Source organism: Candidatus Hydrogenedentota bacterium (assembly GCA_012730045.1).
GTDB lineage: Bacteria > Hydrogenedentota > Hydrogenedentia > Hydrogenedentales > CAITNO01 > JAAYBR01.
Map to the genome: position 1 here is coordinate 1 of JAAYBR010000064.1, position 18,366 is coordinate 18,366.

Sequence of the window (18,366 nt, forward strand, 5' to 3'; positions counted from 1 at the left end):
ACTCCAAAAGGAGACGCCGCGCGCCCCTCCCGTCTCGCCACGGCTTCGGCTCCCTCCATCGCCCAAACCGCGCGCCCCCTGGGCTCGCCAAGCTCCAGCTTGGCCTCTTGGGTTCTTCCGCGCGGGCCTAGTCGCTCCGTGTTTCCCCGAATGCCAAGGGGAAGCTTGGCGATCCCAGGGGCACGGCCTCTCCAGCGAACCCGATACTTTCTTAGCAGCGAAGCGCGGCAATCTCGTTCCCGCCACGGCTTCGGTTCTCGCGATGTCTTATCCGGCGATTAGGAAGGCGGCAGGCGGCCGCACACCGGCGCAAATCCCTATGCTACGATGGTGCGGGCCGGAGCGCCGGCCGAAAGGAGCTTTCATGGACAGCCATTCCACCCGGGGTTTGTTTGGCCGCCTTGCCGCGGCCGCGGCCGTCGCACTGCTGCTGTCGGGAATGTGCCCCGGCTGCGCGGGAACGGCGCGCGGCGCGCACGGGGCGGACGCGGCCCCCCCGTCTCCCCGGTTTGAGCAGGACCGGTTTGCCGTCGGGTTCTGGGTGGACCCGCCGCTGGACGACCGCGCGGAGGAGCGCTACCAGGAAATCGCCGACGCCCACTTCACGATGATCATCGGGTCCGCCGCCGGGGCCGACCGGAAGGCCCTGGAGCGGCAGCTTGCCCTCTGCCGGAAACACGACCTGAAGGCGGTGGTGTTCGCGTCCGGCATCGCCCCCGGGGAACTCCCGGAGGACCCGGCCTGCTGGGGCTACGCGCTGCGCGACGAGCCGGGGGCCGCGGACTTTCCTGGCCTGCGTGAACAGGTGGACGCCGTGCGCCGGGCGCGGCCGGGCCGGCTGGCGTACATCAACCTGTTCCCCAACTACGCGACGCCGAAGCAGCTGGGCACGCCGACCTATGACGAGCACGTGGCGCGGTTTGTGGCGGAGGTGGGGGTGGACGTGCTCAGCATGGACCACTACCCGGTGTTCAAGCCGGACGGGGACGGCCGCGACGGCTACTGCGAGAACCTGGCCGTGATGCGCAAATACGCGCTTCAGGCGGGCATCCCCTTCTGGAACTTCTTCAACACCATGCCCTACGGCCCGCAGACCGACCCGACGGAGGACCAGCTGCGCTGGCAGATTTACGCCTCCCTTACCTACGGCGCGCGTGGGGTCCTGTACTTCTGCTACTACACCCCCGTCAGCCCCGAGTTTCCCAAGGGCGGCGCCATCATCGCCCGGGACGGGCAGCGGACGCGCCATTACGGGCAGGCCCAGCGGATCAACGCGCAGCTGAAACACCTCGGCCCCGTGCTGATGCGGCTCACGAGCACCGAGGTGCGGCGTGTCACGCCCGGGGACGACCCCGCCGAAGCGCTTAAGGGAACACCCCTCCGCACCATCACCCGCGACGCCGTGGACCCGCCGAACGACTATCTGGTGGGCGCGTTCACGCATGAGGACGGCCGCCGCGCCGTGATGCTGATGAACTACCGGCACGCCCTCACGGCGTGGCCCACCGTGGAGTTCGACGCGCCCGCGGAGCAGGTGACGGAGGTGGACAAGAACGCCGGCGGGGAAATCCCCGTGCGCGACGAAAGCCCGGAAATGCCCGGCATCCAGGTTTCCCTGGACGCGGGCGAGGGCCGCCTTTTCCTGATGCCGCCGCGCTAACCGCGTCCCGGCGGCCGGAATTCCGTTGACAGGACCCCTTCGCGGGTGTAGGATTACGCCGCCGCCTTTGGTGCCGGGGAGTCTCCGGCGGCCGGGGCGGCGGCGACGCCACCCCTGGGAGGATCCCTCCGTGAAGTTCCGCACCCTCACCCTGCTGGTTTGCGCGGCCCTCTGCCTGTCCCTTGCCGGATGCAAGGCCCCCGTTCTCGCGTGGTTCTTCGTGCCGACGCCGGACAGCGTGTTTGGAACCACGATTGAGGCGACCGCCGACGGCGGCTTCCTCATGGGGGGCGGCCATGACTCGTCCTACAACATGTATGCGCTGAAACTCACCGCCGCAGGTGCCAAGGAATGGGACCAGACCTATTCCAACCGCACGCCGGACAGCAACAACGGCGAGCTGTGGAGGCAGGAGGCGCGCGGGGCGCGCCAGACGGCGGACGGCGGGTACATCCTCCTCGGCGCGGGGCATTTCTACCAGGACCAGCTTCCGGATAAGTCCTACCTGCTGGTGAAGACCGACGCAGCGGGCGGCATCGTGTGGTCCAAGGCCTACGCGCCTGTGAACCCCTACGACGCGGGCGGCGACCTGTGCGTGGGCAACAAGCCGGCTGCGCTCCAGGTGACCGCCGACGGCGGCTACGCCGCCTTCGGGGCGTCCTATGTTGGCGGGGTCAGCCTGGCCAGCATCCTCAAGACGGATGCGGCGGGCAATGTGCAGTTCCACAAGGTTATCAACGACCAGTCCCGCGAGGTGGAGGAGCTCATCGAGGCCGGGCAGCAGACGGCGGACGGCGGCTACATCCTCGCGGGCCACGGGTCCGGCGACCACGGCTACGCGGCCGTTCTGATCAAGCTGGACGCCGCGGGGAACCTGGAATGGTCCAAGACCTACCAGGACACCGCGGACGGCTACGGGGCCGAGGCCCACGCCGTCGTGCAAACGGCGGACGGCGGCTATGTCATGGGCGGCGAGCTGATCAACAACATCACCAAGGCGCTCATCCACGGCTGCTGGATGGCCAAGGTTGACGCCAACGGCGACGCCGTGTGGTTCCACCATTATGAAAACGGCGAGACGGTGCAGCTCCCCCACGCCCTCGCGGAGACTCCGCAGGGCGACCTGGTCGCCGCCGGGGCCGACACCCTGGGCAAGCCCCTGCTGTCCAAGCTCACCGCCGGCGGCGCGGTGCTCTGGAACTTCACCGACGAGCGCCTGCCCGGTGCCACCGGCAAGGCCGTCGCCCTCACCGCCGACGGCGGCTGCGCCGTCACGGCCTCCGGCATCTCCGGCGGCACCGTCGTCTTCAAGGTGGCCAACGTCTTCAACGTCGAGTAAGCCCCCATGCGCGCTTTCGGACAGGTTGCCTGGCTGCTGCCTGTGCTGGCGGCGTCCGCCCCCTGCATGGCGGCCCCCGACCGGGCACCCCGCCCGCATCCCGGGATGCGCGTCGCGCTGGTCCAGATGGACGTGGCCGACGGCGACCTGGAGGAGAACATGCGCCGCGCGGAGCAGGGAATCCGTGACGCCGCCGGGAAGGGCGCGGACCTCGTCTGTCTGCCCGAGGCCGTGGATTTCGGCTGGCTCCACCAGCGGGCGCGCGAGGTGGCGCTGCCCGTCCCCGGCCGCTACACCGACTTCCTCGGCGCGCTGGCCCGGGAGCTCCGCGTGTGGGTCTGCGCCGGATGCCTGGAAAAGGACGGCGACAAGACCTACAACGCCGCGGTGCTCATTGACCGCGCCGGGGCCGTTGTCCTCAAGCACCGGAAGATCAGCACCCTGCCCGAGCTCACCGCACACCTCTATGACGCGGGCAGCGCGCGGGACATTAAGACCGCCGACACCGAGTTTGGCCGCGTCGGCCTCACCATCTGCGCCGACAATTTTAACATCGCGCATCCCCTGAAGGCGGCCAAACTCGGGGCCTGGCTGTTGATTGCCCCCCACGGCTTCGCCGAGAAGGAGGAAGACCTCCTCGACAACGGCGTCAGCTTCATCAACCACATCAAGAACGTCGCCGGAAAAACGGGCCTCTGGGTCGTCGCCGCCGACACCGGTCTCTCCCGCGTCGCCGGCGGCGACTGGGCCGGCCACCTCCACAGCGGCTGCTCCACCGTTGCCCGGCCCGACGGAAAAGTCCACGCCGTCGGGCGGTTCATCCAACCGGACCTCGTCCTCTGCGACATCCCCGCCGAGTCCGCCCCGGAGAAGGGGGAATAGCGCCGTCACGGAGCGGGAGGCCGCCGCGGCGGGCCGGTGTGAACCGTGGTATCATTGGCGGAGTCGGGCCGGGAGGAGCCGCCCGGAAGGGGCAAATGGAGAGAGGGTGACACCGTGTTTTTGAGGGTCTTGTCCGCCGTTGCCGGTCCGTGGCGGGCCGGCGCGTTTCTGTCCGTGGCCGCGCTTGCGGCGCTGTTTCAGGCCGCCCCGGCGGCGGACGACGCGCCGCTGGACGTGGGCGACCGTCGGCAGCTTTTCCTCGACGACCGCTTTATCGCCGAAAGCGCGAACATCGTCCTCCGAATGAACCCGGCGCAGAAACTGGGGTTGGTGCTGGACGCGCAGGGGAACCGCCTCCAGGGGCATGTCAGCCGGGTGGTGGAGGACGGGGGGAAAATCCGGCTCTACATCGGCGCGGACGGCCTTGCAGTGTACGAGAGCGACGACGGGGTGCGCTTCGCCAACACGGGGCACACCATCCCGGGCGGCCGTTTTCCCACCCTCTTTCTGGACCCGCACGACGCCGATCCGGCGCGGCGCTACAAGCTCTTCTGGATCGAGTTTGACATGCCCTTCGACCCGGAAAAACACGGCGTCTACGCCGCCCACTCGGCGGACGGGCTGGCCTTCACGCCCGACGGCCGGGTGCTGCCCTATTTCACGGACAACCCGTGCATCGTCTGGTGGGACCCGCGCATCGGGAAGTACGTGGTCTACACGCGCGCGCTGGAGGCGTCCTCCGAGAACCAGCGGCGCGTGGCGCGCATCGAGACGGACGACCCGCTCAAACCCTGGCCGCACACGCGCGCCGCGGAGGACGGCATGTGGCTCACGCCGCGCAACGCGCAGGTGGTGCTGGCGGCGGACGGGGAGGACGACCCGCATTCTGACATCTACTACAACGCCGCCACGCTCTATCCCTGGGCGCAGGACGCGTACCTGATGTTCACGGCGCAGTTCCGGCATTTCCACCCCGACCGCCAGCCCTTCATCCGCCCGCGCACGCCGGGGCAGTGGGAGGACTACGGCCTCCTCGAAATCCAGCTCGCCGTCAGCCGCGACGGCATCGCATGGCGGCGCCCCGACCGCAGCCCCTACTTTCCCATGGGCCAGGCCGACGAGTGGGACCGCTGGTACGCCACCATGGGGCCCGGCATCGCCCGCCGCGGCGGCTGGCTCTACCAGTACTACACCTCCAGTGGGCGCACGCATGACTCCGTGGTCCTCCGGCCCGAGTATGACGGTGTACCGGAGGAGCTGGGCGGGGTGGGCGTTGTCCGGCAGCGGCTTGACGGTTTTTTCTCCGCCGACGCGGACCACACGGGGGGCTGGCTCACCACGCCCGTCCTTCGGTTCACCGGCAACCGTCTCCTGCTGAACGCGGATTCCGGCGGCATGGGGACGGTTTTCGTGGAACTCCGCGGTGCGGACAACGCGCCGCTCCCCGGGTTCACCCTCGCCGACTGCGAGGAGATCGGCGGCAACTTCACCGCGCAGACCGTGTACTGGCGGGGCAGCCCGGACGTGTCCGCCCTGGCGGGCCGGCCCGTCCGGATCCACTTCAAGATGACCCGCGCCAAGCTCTACGCCTTCCAGTTCACCGGGGAGCCCGCCCCGCAGCCGTAATCCCGCCGCCGCGCTCCGGTTGACGCTGACAGCCGCCGGTGATACAGTGCCCCCGGGGGGCGCGCGCCCCCGCAACGCGGCGCAACGGCGGCTGGAGGATCTTCCCATGAGCGTGCGGGCAAACTGGCAGGTCACGTGCGCGGGCGTCGCGCTGCTTTTCGCGGCGGGGCTGGCGGCGGCGGCGCCGCCGGGCGGGGTGTACGACGTGACCGCGCACGGCGCGCTGGGTGACGGCGCGGCGCTGGACACGGCAGCGATCCAGGGGGCCATTGACGCCTGCGCGGCGGCGGGGGGCGGCGTGGTGTCGTTTCCTCCGGGGGCCTATCTGACGGGGACGGTGTACCTGAAGAGCGGGGTCCACCTGCGGGTGGAGCAGGGGGCGACAGTCCTCGGCAGCACGAACCTCGCGGACTACCCCGTGAACACCTGCGCCCACGCCTCGCGGAGCGACGAGTACACCGTGCGCGCCCTAGTCTGGGGCGAGGGGCTGGAGGACGTGGGCATCACGGGGGCGGGCGTCCTCGACGGGCAGGGCGCGGCCTTCCGGGGAAAGACGGCCACGGACGCCGAGGGGAAGGAAGCGTCCCGCGCGCTCACGGCGGCGGGGCGCTACCCGGTCCATCCGCGCTATGCCGTGCGGCCCTACCTCATCCGCCTCATCAGCTGCCGCAACGTGCTGGTGGAGGGGGTGACGATGCGCAACTCGGCCATGTGGATGCAGCACTACCTAGACTGCGACTTCCTCACAGTGCGCGGGATCACGGTGTGGAACCACGTCAGCGGCAACAACGACATGATTGACCTGGACGGCTGCCGGAACGTGGTGGTGTCGGACTGCGTGGGCGACTCGGACGACGACGCCCTCACGCTGAAGAGCACGGGCCCGCGCGCGACGGAGCATGTCGTGGTCACCAACTGCATCCTGCGCTCCCACTGCAACGCCGTCAAGATGGGCACCGAGTCCGCGGGCGGCTTCCGCGACATCGCCATCAGCAACTGCGTCATCCAGCGGTCGCAGTCCAGGCCGTCGGAGGGGGAACAGCTTTCGGGCCGGGTGGACGGCATCTCCGGCATCTCGCTGGAGCTGGTGGACGGCGGCGTCCTGGAGCGCGTGTCCATCTCCAACATCGTCATCGAGGGGACCGCCGCGCCGCTGTTCATGCGCCTGGGCAACCGCGGCAAGACGCCGAAGCCCGGCGACCCGAAGCCCGCCCCGGGCGTGATGCGCGACATCGCCGTCAGCAACATCGTGGCCACCGGCGCGGGCGTGGTCGGCTGCGCCGTCTCGGGCATTCCGGGGCACTGCATCGAGAACGTGAGCCTGTCCAACATCAGCATCCGGTTCCAGGGCGGCGGGAAGACCCGCCCTCTGGCCGACGTGCCCGAGCTGGAGGAGAAATACCCCGAGGCCTTCATGTTCGGCGACCTGCCCGCCTACGGGTTGTTCTTTCGCCATGTGCGCGGCCTCACCGTGCGCGATGTCCGGCTCGGCTTCGACGCCGCCGACCCGCGCCCCGCCATCGTCTGCGACGATGTGGAGGGAATGCGGCTCGACGGGCTCCAGGCCCGGGCGGTGCCCGGCGCGGCGACGCAGGTGCTCCTCCGCGACACGCGGGACCTGCTGGTCACGGGCTGCGTGGCGGACGCCGCGGAGGCCTTCCTCGCCGAAACCGGCGGCTGCGCGGACATCCGCCTCATGAACAACGACACGGGCCGCGCGGGGAAAGAGCGGGTGAAGGCGCGCTGACGGGGGACAGCCCCCCCGCCCGTCCTATTTCAGCGCGGCGATGGCCGCGCGCATGTGGTTCGTGTTGCGCTCGAGCTGGGCCGCGCGCTCCCCGCGGGTTTTGCAGTTACCCACCGACTCGTCCTCCATGCAGAGGGTGCCGGTGTACCCGGCGTCGCGGAGGATCTGCAGCACCTTTACCGTGTCAATGTCCCCCTGCTCCAGCGGGCACGCGTATTCGGCGTACTTCCACCCCGCCTCGCGGATCTGCTCGCGCTGGTCCTCGGGGTAGTTGATGTTCTTGAAGTGCGTGTGTTTGGCGTGGGGCGCGAGCAGCCGCAGGATGCCGTACACCTCGCCGAGGGGGTAGCCCCGCCAGTAGAAGTTGCCCGTGTCCAGCGTCGAGCCCAGGCGCGGCGAGTTCACCTTCGTGTAGATGTTCAGCAGGAAGGCCAGGTTGTTCCCCTGGAACCCGTGGTTCTCGATGCCCAGCGCGACGTTCTTCCCCTCCGTGCGCTTGAGGATCTCCGACAGGTTGTCGGCGAAGAGGTTAACCCGCGTGTCGAAGTCCAGCTCGCGCTCCTGCTTCATGGCCGAGTCAATCCGCACCGCCTGCGCGCCCAGAATGTCCGCGATTTCCACGGCCCGCACGATCCACTGGATGTTGGACTCATGGTCCCCCGCGCTGAAGTCCACCGCCGTGAGCAGGGCGCAGCAGCGGACGCCCAGCGCGTCCAGCTTCGCCCGGTAGGCCTTCGCCTCGTCGTCGCTTTTCACCGACACCCTCTCTGCCGTCTCCAGATCCATCATCGTGTAGTCGCGGTCGAGGTTGCTCTCCACCGTGTCCAGCCCGAGCTGCTTCAGCCCCGCCGCGGGAGAGTCAAAGGTGTTCTTCCCCAGGAACACGTCCCGGATGGACACCTTCCACGCGGGAGCGTCCTGCGCGGCGCAGGGGACGGACAGCAGCGCGGCGGCGCAGAAAACGGCCGCAGCGGACAAAAGCGTCAGGGACTTCATGTGAAACCTCCTTGTTGGATGCGTGGAAAACCCGGAAAACCATGCCACAACCGCGGGGCGGCATACAAGCGCGGCGTTCCGAACCGCCGCCGTCTCGGCGGCCTTGTCTTCGGGCGCACGTCAGACCGTTGCACTTACTGTATGAACTCAGGCTCCGCCGCTTCCGGTCGCCCGCCATTGCGCGGGTGGGGCGGTTGCGCTACAATAGGCGTGCGCGGACGGTGTGCCGCGCGGTGGTGAACCGGGTCCGGCCTGGGGGCGGGCCCTGACAGAAGGACGCGAAGACAACCCTGACGCACGAGATGGAACTGCACAATCAGGAGGAGGCCGTGAGCCTTCTCGGCCAGAACGGCGAGTTGCGCAAGCGGCTGCAGGAGCGCGCGGGGGTGCGCATTGTGGACCGGGGGGCGAAGGTGGTCGTGATCGGGGGGGAGGAGGAGGCCGTGCTGGCGAGCCGGGTGCTGTCCGGGCTGCTGGACGCGGTGCGGTCGGGGCGGGCGCCCACGCTGGCCGATGTGGACTCGGCGGTGGTGGAGGCGCGGGAGGTGGAGGCCCGCCAGCTCGGCGACATGCTCTCCCAGCGGCCGGCGGCGATCCGCGAGGATGTGCACATCCGCCCGCGCACGCGGGGCCAGCGCCGGTATCTGGACGCGATAGACTCCCACGAGGTCACGATGGTCATCGGCCCCGCCGGGACGGGAAAGACCTATCTGGCGATGGCGGCGGCGGTGTCCGCGCTCCTGAGCAAGCAGGTGAAGCGGCTGGTGCTGACGCGCCCGGCGGTGGAGGCGGGGGAGCGGCTGGGTTTCCTGCCCGGCGACCTGGAGCAGAAGGTGAACCCCTACCTGCGCCCGCTGTACGACGCGCTGTACGCCATGGTGGACGTGGACCGGGTCCGGCGGCTCATTGACCAGCAGTGCATCGAGGTGGCGCCCCTGGCGTTCATGCGGGGCCGCACGCTGGACCAGGCCTTTGTCATTCTGGACGAGGCGCAGAACACGACGGCGGACCAGATGCTGATGTTTTTAACGCGGCTGGGGCAGGGTTCCCGCGCGGTGGTCACGGGCGACGTGACGCAGGTGGACCTGCCGCCGGGGATGACCTCCGGGCTGGAGGACGCCTGCCGGGTGCTCACGGGGCTTCCGGGGATCGGCCTCGTCCAGCTCACGAGCCGGGACGTGGTGCGCAACCCGCTGGTCCAGCAGATCATCAAGGCCTATGAGGCCGACGGGGAGCGGACGCTGCACCGCGGCGGACGGACGCGGCGCGAGGGATGAGCGTTTCCACCGGCGAGAACCCCCTTGGAGGGAGGCTGCTGCGGCCCGTTCTGGCACGGATCGCCGGGCGGTTCCGCGCGCGCGGCGTGCGGGCCAACCGGATGCTGCTTGCGGGGGCCTTCCTGGTCTGCGTGGCGTCGCTCACGCGCGAGCCCTCGCCCGACCTGCTGGTCGGCATGGACCTGGAGTCGCCCATCGCCACCCGCGAGGTCCGCGCGGCCTTCTATTATGAGGCGCCGGACATCCAGCTCACGCAGGAGGCGCGGGAGCTGGAGATGGCGAAGGTGCCCGACTATTACCGCGTGGACCCGGAGAAGGTGAACGCGCAGCTGCTGGCCCTGCGCGAGAAGATCGCCCGCCTGCGCGAGGCCCGGGGGGCGGTGCTGGAGGCGCTGCCCCCGGCGGCCGCGCCCCCCGTGTCCGACCAGTCCCCGGCGGCGGCGGAGCGCGCCGCGCGCGCGGTGGCCGTGCGCCTGCGGGAGTCCGGAGACTGGGCCGACATGCCCGACGCGGACCTGCTGGCGCCCTGGCTTTTGCCGGACAAGAACAGCCTCTCGGGCCGCCCCGCCGGCGCGCCGGAAGCCGGCCCGGAGGGGCTTGCCGCGCTGCCGGAGCCCGCCCCGCCCACGTTTTTCGACGCGGACCGCCTGGGCTCCATGGCGCTGGCCGCGCTGGAGGAGGTGCTGAACGCGGGGGTGCGCGGCGCGCAGCTCGCCGAGGCCCAGCGGCAGCGGCGGGTGGTGGTGTGGCGGCAGGAGCGGTCCGGCCCCGACACGCAGGAGGGGGCGGAGGTGGAGTACGGCAACGTGCCCACGGTGGCGGACGCGGTGGAGGCGCTGGGGGCGCGCCTGGTGACGATGGCGAAGCGGGCCACGCAGGAGCAGTCGAACCTCACAGAGGCGGATTACGCCCGGATCCAGGAGGCCGTGATGGCCGTGTGCGGGCCCCTGGTCGCCCCGACGCTGTCGGAGGACATGGTGGCGGCGACGGCGGCGCGCGCCCGGGCGGCGGAGTCGGTGCCGCCGGTGATGAAGGGCGTGGAGGCGGGCGAGATCATCCAGGACCGGGGCAAGCGCTGGACGAAGCAGTCGCGCTCGGATGCGCAGACCTATCTCGGCATCATCCAGCGCGAGGAGCGCCCCCTGCTGCGCGTGGTGAACACGCTTTTCTCCAACATCATCCTCACGCTGATCTCCTTCGCCGCCCTCTACAAGCTGTGCGCCCCCCCCGGCGCCCCGGTTTCCGGGCGCGCGCGGCCGGGCGACGGCCCCCCGCAGTTTGCCGTGGCCCTCACCATGCTGTGCATGGTGCTCGTGATGGGCCGCGTCACCTCCTACTTCGAGCCCTCGGGCTTCGTGCTGCCCGTGGCGGCGGGCGCGATCCTCTGCGCCATTCTCGTCGGCGCGCAGACGGCGGCCTTCTTCAGCGCCGTGGCCGCGGTGCTGGTCTCCGCCCAGTACCAGTACAACTGGCGGCTCATGCTGGTGGCCTGGGCGATGGCCCTGGCCGGCGCGCTCACGGTCCGCCGCGTCCGCAGGCGCGGCGACATGACCGCCGCGTCCCTCGCGGCGATGGCGGCGGGCTTCACCGCCGCCGTGGCCGTCACCCTCTCCACCGAGTCGCTGCTCGCCGAGAGCTTCCTGCGCCGCCTGATGCTCATCCTGCTGAACGGCGGTTTCTGCATGATGGCCGTGCCCGGGCTGCTGTCCCCGCTGGAGCGTTTCTTCGGGCTCACGACGGACATCACGCTGCTGGAGTACTCCGACCTGAACAGTCCGATCCTGGCCGACCTGGCCATGAAGGCCCCGGCCACCTACGCCCACAGCCTGTTTCTCGGCCAGATCGCGGAGCGCGCGGCCGACGCCATCGGGGCCAACGGGCTGCTGGCCCGCGTGTGCGCCTATTACCACGACATCGGCAAGTCGCTCAACGCGGAGAGTTTCACGGAAAACCAGTCGGGGCGCAACGTGCACGACACCCTTTCCCCCGCGGAAAGCGCCGTCGTCATCCGCGACCATGTGGCGCGGGGGGTGGAGATCGCCCGCCGCGCCGGGCTGCCCAGGGTGATCGTGGACGGCATCATCGAGCACCACGGCACCAACCGGATCAGCTTCTTCTATGAGAAGGCGGTGGAGCGGACGGGGGGGGAGAACGTGGACGAGGCGGCGTTCCGGTATCCCGGGCCGCGCCCGCAGCGCCCGGAGACGGCCATCCTCATGATCGGCGACGCGGCCGAGTCCGGGGTGCGCTCGCTCGACGCCCCGACGGAGGCGCAGGTGCTGGCGTTTGTCCGCGGCATCCTCGACTCGCGCAGCCGCGACGGCCAGTTTGACGAGTGCGACCTGACCCTCAAACAGCTCAACACCATCGCGGAGATCACGGCGCGCACGATCATGAGCGCCCTGCACACGCGGATCAAATACCCCACATCGCCGATGATTCCGGCCGCGGGGGCGGCGCGCGCCGCCGCAAAGGAGAAGACCGCATGACACGGGTCACCATCGAGGCCAGAAACACGTCCGGCCGCGCCGGATGCTTCCGGAGCGACGCCCTGCGCCGGCTCAGCGAAAAGGTCCTCGCGGACCAGGGCATGGAGGGGGCGTTCCAGGTGAGCGTGCTTTTCTGCGGCGATGAGTTCATCGCCGGACTCAACCGGGAGTACCGGGGGAAGCGGGGCCCCACGGACGTGCTCTCGTTCGGGCAGGAGGACGGGGCGGCCCCCCCCGACGGCCGGGTGCTCGGCGACATTGTGATCTCGCTGGACATGGTCGCCGCGCGCTGCGCGGGCGACCCGGAGGCCATGCGGGCCGAGGTGCGGCTGCTGTTCTGCCACGGCCTGCTGCACCTGATCGGGCACGACCACGGGACCGCCGCCGAGCGCCGCGCCATGCAGGCGGTCCAGGCGCGCTGTCTCGGCGTGTCCCCCGGCGATGCGTGGCGCGGGGGGAAGGCCGGGTGATGGAAGAGCCAGGGCCCAGACAGGTGTCCCGGAACGGTTTCCGGCGCCTCGGGCGGGGAGCCGCCGCGGCCGCGGCGGGAGTGGCGGGGCTTGCCCTGCTCACGGGGAGCGCCCTGGCCGGCGCGCCGGAAGCCGGCGCCGCGTCGTGGAGCGCCATTTTCACCCCGGGCCGCATGACGGCCATACTGATGCTGGCGGGGATGTCCGGTTTCTTCTCCGCCTCTGAGGCGGCGTTCTTCTCCATCAGCAAGGTGGGCCTGCGCACGATGCGCGAGACCGGGGGCGCCCCGGCCCGGCTGGGGGCGAGGCTCATGGAGCAGCCGGGCGGGCTGCTGGCGACGCTGCTGATCGCGAACAACCTGGTCAACATCCTCATCGGCGTGCTGTTCGGCGGCCCGATGGCGCGGGTGCTGGACCTGTCGCTCGGGTTTTCGCCGACCGCCTCCTACCTGTTGAGCACCTTCTTCACCACCCTTGTGCTGGTCATCTTCTGCGAGGTGCTGCCCAAGGTCATCGGATTCTCCCGCAACACCCTGTTCGCCCAGGCCGCCGCGTTTCCCCTGTACCTGCTCGACCGTTCGATGCGGCCCTTCCGCGACGCCCTCATGCGGTTCACGGCGCTTCTCTTCCGCGTCACGCGGTTCAGCGAGGTGCCCCCCGCCCCCTTCATGACGGACGACGAGTTCAAGTCGCTGCTGGAGGACAGCCGCGCCTCCGGCGTCATCGAGGAGGACGAGCGCCAGATGATCGAGGGGATCATCGAGTTCGGCGACAAGACGGTGCGGGACATCCTGGTGCCCCGGCCGGATGTCATCGCGATTCCCGAGGGCGCCACGGCGGGGGAGGCCCTGGAGATGTTCCGCGAACAGGAGTGCTCCCGCATGCCCGTGTTCCGCGGCGATCTGGACCACATCACCGGGGTGCTCTACGCAAAGGACCTGCTGCCCGTGCTGGACGGTGTCGGGCCGGACGAGCCGGTGGAGCGGCGCGCGCGGCGCGCGCACTTTGTCCCGGAGACGATGGCCCTGGCGGACTTCATGAAATTCTCCCAGCGGTCGCACGCCCACATGGCGATCGTGGTGGACGAGTACGGCGGAACGGAGGGCCTGGTGACCCTTCAGGACGCCATCCGGGAGGTGGTGGGCGACGTGGGCGACGACGACGGGGGGGAGGAGGGCTATTTTGAGGAGGTGGGGGAGGGGCTCTACCGGGTGGACGGCACTTTCTCCCTGGACGAGCTGGAGAAGCTGGCGGGCATCGCCGTGGACGACGAGGAGCACACGACGGTCGCCGGGTTCCTCATGGCCAAGTTTGAGAAGATTCCCGAGACGGGCGACGAGATGGATTACTCCGGCGTGCATTTCCGCATCGAGGAGACCGACGGGAGGCGCGTGACCAGGGTGCTTGTGCGGACCGCCGGGAAGCCGGAACCGGCCGCGAACGAAGAGGGGGACACGCCATGACCGGGGCGGCGGTTCTCGTCATTCTGGCGGCCCTGGTGCTGCTCTCCGCCCTGTTTTCGGGGTTTGAGACGGGGTTCTTCTCCAGCAACCAGATACGCGTGCGGTATCTCGCCGAGAACGAGGGGCAGGAACGCGCCCGCCGCATGATGGCGCACTACGAGCGGCCCGGGCGCCTCATCTCCACCCTGCTGGTCGGCAACAACCTCGTGCTGGTGCTGGCGACGCTCCTGCTCACCGCCGTCCTCGGGGAGACCGGGGCCACCCTGGTGGCCACGCCGCTGTTCATCCTCTTCGGCGAGGTGCTCCCCAAGAGCGTCTTCCGCACGCACCCCACGCGGCTCTCCCTCGCCCTCATGCCGGCCATGCGCTTCTTCGAGCTGGTGCTGCTGCCCGCGGCCCTGCCCGTCGCCTGGTGCTCCGACCGGCTCATGCGGCTGGTCGCCGGGGGCGGCGGCGGCGCGCTCAAGCCCTTCGCCACGGTGGACGAGATGCGCAGCCTGGTGGACGAGGGGATGGACGCGGGTTCCATCGAGCCGGAGGAGCAGGAGATGATCCACTCGGTCATGGACCTGCAGACCCGGCACGCGAAGGACGTCATGGTGCCGCGCATTGACGTGACGGCGGTGCCCGAGACGGTCACCCGGCACGCGCTGCTGGCGGTCCTCACCGCGAGCGGCAAGACGCGCATCCCCGTGTATGCGGGCTCCATGGACAAGATCGTGGGTGTGGCCAACGCCTTCGACCTGCTCACCGACCGGACCCCCGACCGGGAGGACATCGCCCGGTTCCTGCGCCCCGTAATGCACGTCCCCGACACCATGAAGCTCGACGACCTCCTCCAGGCGATGCGCCACGCGCGCCAGCCCCTCGCGGTGGTCATTGACGAGTTCGGCGGCACCGACGGCATCGTCTGCATCGAGGACATCCTGGAGGAGATCTTCGGCGAGATCCACGACGAGCACGACGTGCTGTCCCCCCAGTTCCGCAGGATCGGCCCCGCCGCCTACGTCATAGACGGCCGCATGGACCTGGAGGAGTGCGCCGAGGCCCTCCAGACGGAGCTGGACGACGGCGAGGTGAAGACCGTCGGCGGCTGGGTGACCCATGTCGCCGGGCGCATCCCCGCGCGCGGCGAGGTCATCCGCCACGGCGCGTTCGAGATCACCGTGCTGGAGGGCACCCCCTCCCGCGTGTCCAGCATCCGGCTCGAGGTGAAGGCCCCCCCCGCACCCCCCGAAAGTCCCCCGCGCCCGGCGGGCGGCCCTTCTCCCGGCTGAGGGGGGGGGATAATTGGAGAAAAAATTCTCTATTGTGATATACTCTCCCCCGTCGGCCCGGAAGCCGCGCTGAGCCGCGCGGAACGGAGCCCCGGAACGCCCCCGGCGGGGGCGTCATGCAGGACGAAAACACCATGAAACACCTTGGCATGAAGTGCATCCTCCTTCTGTTCCTGGCGGCCGCGGCCGCCCTGTGCGCCGCCGCCGCGCCGGCGGATGGGGCCCCGTCCGCACCCGCCGCCCCGGCGGCGGCCCCCGACGCGCCCGCACACAAGAGCGCGGCGGACGAGCTGCTGGGCAACCCGATGATCGCCCTGTTTGTCGTGATCGGCGCGGGGATGCTGTTCGGGCGGATCACGGTCTTCGGCGTGAGTTTCGGGAGCAGCGGCGTCATCTTCACCGCCCTGCTGCTGGGCGGCGTCGGCTACGGCATCCCCGGCGGCATCGGCAGCCTGGGCCTGGTGCTGTTCGTCTACTGCATCGGCCTGACGGCCGGCCCCACGTTCTTCCGCGTGTTCAAGCAGGAGGGGGCCAACCTGGCCAAGCTGGGGGCGGCCATCATCGCGGCGGGCGCCGCCGCGACCGTCGTGTGCGCGTGGCTGTTCAAGGTGCCGGTGGACCTGGCCGCGGGCGTGCTTGCGGGCAGCATGACCAGCACGCCGGCCCTGGCGTCGGCCCTCGACGCGCTCAACCACAACCCCAATGTGTCCGTGGGCTACGGCATCGCCTACGTCTACGGCGTGGTGGGGGTGGTCCTTTTCGTGCAGCTGGCGCCCCGCCTGCTCGGGTACAACCTCGACGAGGAGGTGCGCCGCGCCGGGAAGGGCGGAGGCGGCGCGCGCCGCATCGAGCGCGCGGTCATCGAGGTGCTGAACCCCGGCCTCTTCGGCAAGCTCATCAGCGAGAACTCCTTCACCGCCACGCAGCGCTGCCAGATCTCCCGCGTGGGGCGGGGCGACCGCTTTGTGCCCGTCACGCCGGACACGCGCTTCGAGGAGGGCCAGGTACTCATGGCCGTCGGCGAGGACGACCGGCTCCCGGCGCTGGTGGAGTTCATCGGCCGGAAGTCGGACAAGAAGTTCTTCCTCGACATCGAGACCGAGCGTCTGCGGGTGGTCGCCACGTCGCCGCAGGTGCTCGACAAGACCCTGCGCGAGCTGAACCTGCTCAACGCCTTCGGCGTGACCATCACGCGCGTCGAGCGCAACACGGTCGCCCTCGTGCCCCAGGCCGACACAGTGCTCCAGTACGGCGATGTCCTGACCGCCATCGGCGAGCCCAAGGGCCTCCAGGAGTTCTCCGCCTTCGCCGGGCACCGCACCCGCGCCCTCGACGAGACCGACATCATCTCCCTGGCCGTGGGCATCTCCCTCGGCCTGCTCATCGGCATGATCCCCCTCGGGCTCCCCGGCGGCCGCAGCTTCTCCCTCGGGGCGGCGGGCGGCCCGCTCATGGTGGCCCTCGTGCTCGCGCACTTCGGCAGCATCGGCGGCATCCGCGGCCATGTGCCCCGGGCCGCGCGCATGCTCATGACCGAGATGGGCCTCGTCTTCTTCCTCGCCGGCGCGGGCGTGCAGGCCGGCGGCCAGTTCATGGAAGTCCTGCGCCAGCAGGGGCCCTCGCTCCTCGTCATGGGCTTCTTCGTCACCACGGTCCCCATGCTTGTCGGCTACATCGTGGCCAGGCGCTTCCTGCACATGGGCATCCTCGAAACCCTCGGCGCCATCTGCGGTGGCATGACCTGCACCCCCGGCCTCGGCGCCCTCTCCTCCAAGATTGACTCCGACATCCCCGCCATCAGCTACGCCGCCGTCTATCCCGTCGCCTTGATTCTCGTCACCCTCGCGGCGCAGATTGTGGTGCAGGTGCTGCCGGGACTATGATCCCCGGCGCGCCCAACGCCGGAGGGAACGCCTTGGACAGCGTGCTGCGCGGATGCCTGGAGGACTTGGAGCGGCGGATTGACGCCGACGACGAGGAGCGCCTGTTTTCGGAGTGGCGGCGTTTCGCCGATGGCGGGCATCCGGGGGAGGGGTTCGCGCCGCGCCGCGCCAAGCCGGTTCCGCCGGGAACCGCGTGGCCGCGCGTGGGTGTGAACGAGGCCTTTGCGGACCCCGTTGCGATGGCGCTCCAGCAGTTCGGCGGGTGCTCCGACCGGCTGACCGCGGGGGACGGGCTGCTCATGTGCGTCCGGTGCAACTACGGCACCTGCATCCTGCCGTCGCTCTTCGGCGCGGAGCTGTTCCTCATGTCCGAGGAGGCGGACACCCTGCCCGCAAATCGTCCCCTGCCGGAGGACGCGCTGGCGCGCGCGCTGGACGGCGGGGTGCCGGACCCCCGGACGGGGCTGGGCGCGCGCGTGCTCGACACGGCGGCCTTCCTCCGGGAGATCATGGCACCGTACCCGAAGGTGCGCCGGTTTGTGCGCCTGTACCACCCCGACCTGCAGGGTCCGCTGGACGCCGCCGAACTGCTGCGGGGCGGCGCGCTCTTTCTGGAAATGCTGGAGGACCCCGGCCGGGTGGACCGGCTGCTCGGGCTGGTGACGGACGCCTACGCGGGGCTCATGGACGCCTGGGCGGCGCTGGTTCCCTTCGACCCGGCATACAACGTCCACTGGGGCTACCTGCACCGGGGCGCCGTCATGATCCGCGACGACTCCTCCACCAACCTGTCGCCGGAGCTGGTGGAGCGGTTTGTCGCGCCGCACAACGGGCGGCTGCTGGCCCGCTACGGCGGGGGCGCGGCGCATTTCTGCGGCCGGGGCGACCACATTGCGGGCGTGCTGGCGGGGGTGCCGGGGGTGAACGCGCTCAATTCCAGCCAGCCGGAGATGAACGACTTGGGGCGCCTTTTCGCCGCGACGATAGACCGGGGCGTCTGCCTGCTGGGCTTTCCGGAGGCGCTGGCGAAGGAGGCCGCCGCGGCGGGCCGCCCCCTGCGCGGCCGCGTCCATGTCGTGTGACCCCGCCACCAACGGTCATCGCGAGCCCCAGACCGCCCGGGGGTGGGAATGTCGTTGAAGAAAGGCGTGTCAGGCATCAGATGTCGCGGGAGCCCCCGCACGTTCTTGGCGGGTCCGTCTGTTATGTGGAGTGCGGTGGCAGAGCGAAGCGGCGACACCGCTTTGCCCGGGGAGG

General features: G+C 70.2%; 13 protein-coding genes. 12 read left to right on the forward strand and 1 reads right to left on the reverse strand.

The window, feature by feature from the left end:
* Positions 1-364: 364 nt before the first annotated feature.
* The 5 genes from GXY15_06825 (at position 365) to GXY15_06845 (ending at position 7,254) form a co-directional block, all read left to right on the forward strand.
* On the forward strand, positions 365-1,660 hold the full coding sequence (locus GXY15_06825; GenBank protein NLV40925.1) for a hypothetical protein: 1,296 nt from the start codon (positions 365-367) through the stop codon (positions 1,658-1,660).
* 130 nt (positions 1,661-1,790) lie between these two features.
* Entirely contained in the window at positions 1,791-2,999 is a 1,209-nt protein-coding gene (locus tag GXY15_06830) for a hypothetical protein (GenBank protein ID NLV40926.1), read from the forward strand.
* 6 nt (positions 3,000-3,005) lie between these two features.
* Complete coding sequence (locus GXY15_06835) at positions 3,006-3,881, forward strand: carbon-nitrogen hydrolase family protein (protein NLV40927.1); 876 nt, start codon at positions 3,006-3,008, stop codon at positions 3,879-3,881.
* A 192-nt stretch (positions 3,882-4,073) separates the two neighbouring features.
* Complete coding sequence (locus GXY15_06840) at positions 4,074-5,507, forward strand: hypothetical protein (protein NLV40928.1); 1,434 nt, start codon at positions 4,074-4,076, stop codon at positions 5,505-5,507.
* Positions 5,508-5,613: 106 nt separating this feature from the next.
* The gene (locus GXY15_06845) at positions 5,614-7,254 is read left to right on the forward strand and encodes a glycoside hydrolase family 28 protein (GenBank protein NLV40929.1); all 1,641 of its coding nucleotides are present in this window, start codon (positions 5,614-5,616) and stop codon (positions 7,252-7,254) included.
* Positions 7,255-7,278: 24 nt separating this feature from the next.
* Here the strand turns inward: GXY15_06845 and GXY15_06850 are convergent, their stop codons facing one another.
* Positions 7,279-8,250 (reverse strand): sugar phosphate isomerase/epimerase, encoded by a 972-nt coding sequence (locus GXY15_06850; GenBank protein NLV40930.1) that lies wholly within the window; start codon positions 8,248-8,250, stop codon positions 7,279-7,281.
* Positions 8,251-8,552: 302 nt separating this feature from the next.
* On the opposite strand from GXY15_06850, the gene GXY15_06855 reads away from it, so the two are divergent.
* The 7 genes from GXY15_06855 to GXY15_06885 all read left to right on the forward strand — a co-directional run bounded on the left by GXY15_06855 (position 8,553) and on the right by GXY15_06885 (position 18,191).
* Complete coding sequence (locus tag GXY15_06855; GenBank protein ID NLV40931.1) at positions 8,553-9,527, forward strand: PhoH family protein; 975 nt, start codon at positions 8,553-8,555, stop codon at positions 9,525-9,527.
* Entirely contained in the window at positions 9,524-12,016 is a 2,493-nt protein-coding gene (locus GXY15_06860; protein NLV40932.1) for an HDIG domain-containing protein, read from the forward strand. Before GXY15_06855 ends, GXY15_06860 begins: the two co-directional genes overlap by 4 nt.
* Complete coding sequence (ybeY, locus tag GXY15_06865) at positions 12,013-12,486, forward strand: rRNA maturation RNase YbeY (GenBank protein NLV40933.1); 474 nt, start codon at positions 12,013-12,015, stop codon at positions 12,484-12,486. Before GXY15_06860 ends, ybeY begins: the two co-directional genes overlap by 4 nt.
* Positions 12,486-13,949, forward strand: coding sequence for an HlyC/CorC family transporter (locus tag GXY15_06870; protein ID NLV40934.1), 1,464 nt, complete (start codon positions 12,486-12,488; stop codon positions 13,947-13,949). The genes ybeY and GXY15_06870 overlap by 1 nt, the downstream gene beginning before the upstream one ends.
* Entirely contained in the window at positions 13,946-15,226 is a 1,281-nt protein-coding gene (locus GXY15_06875; GenBank protein ID NLV40935.1) for an HlyC/CorC family transporter, read from the forward strand. Before GXY15_06870 ends, GXY15_06875 begins: the two co-directional genes overlap by 4 nt.
* Before the next feature lie 134 nt (positions 15,227-15,360).
* A complete protein-coding gene (locus GXY15_06880; GenBank protein ID NLV40936.1) occupies positions 15,361-17,109 on the forward strand; it encodes a YidE/YbjL duplication in 1,749 nt (582 codons plus the stop codon).
* Between the two features lie 32 nt (positions 17,110-17,141).
* The gene (locus GXY15_06885; protein ID NLV40937.1) at positions 17,142-18,191 is read left to right on the forward strand and encodes a hypothetical protein; all 1,050 of its coding nucleotides are present in this window, start codon (positions 17,142-17,144) and stop codon (positions 18,189-18,191) included.
* The last annotated feature ends 175 nt before the right edge of the window (positions 18,192-18,366 follow it).

Bases quoted from the DNA above. Each gene is read 5' to 3' on its own strand.
- GXY15_06825 (NLV40925.1), top strand. From the start codon at position 365: ATGGACAGCCATTCCACCCGGGGTTTGTTTGGCCGCCTTGCCGCGGCC.
- GXY15_06835 (NLV40927.1), top strand. From the start codon at position 3,006: ATGCGCGCTTTCGGACAGGTTGCCTGGCTGCTGCCTGTGCTGGCGGCG.
- GXY15_06845 (NLV40929.1), top strand. From the start codon at position 5,614: ATGAGCGTGCGGGCAAACTGGCAGGTCACGTGCGCGGGCGTCGCGCTG.
- GXY15_06850 (NLV40930.1), bottom strand. From the start codon at position 8,250: ATGAAGTCCCTGACGCTTTTGTCCGCTGCGGCCGTTTTCTGCGCCGCC.
- GXY15_06855 (NLV40931.1), top strand. From the start codon at position 8,553: ATGGAACTGCACAATCAGGAGGAGGCCGTGAGCCTTCTCGGCCAGAAC.
- GXY15_06860 (NLV40932.1), top strand. From the start codon at position 9,524: ATGAGCGTTTCCACCGGCGAGAACCCCCTTGGAGGGAGGCTGCTGCGG.
- ybeY (NLV40933.1), top strand. From the start codon at position 12,013: ATGACACGGGTCACCATCGAGGCCAGAAACACGTCCGGCCGCGCCGGA.
- GXY15_06870 (NLV40934.1), top strand. From the start codon at position 12,486: ATGGAAGAGCCAGGGCCCAGACAGGTGTCCCGGAACGGTTTCCGGCGC.
- GXY15_06875 (NLV40935.1), top strand. From the start codon at position 13,946: ATGACCGGGGCGGCGGTTCTCGTCATTCTGGCGGCCCTGGTGCTGCTC.
- GXY15_06880 (NLV40936.1), top strand. From the start codon at position 15,361: ATGAAACACCTTGGCATGAAGTGCATCCTCCTTCTGTTCCTGGCGGCC.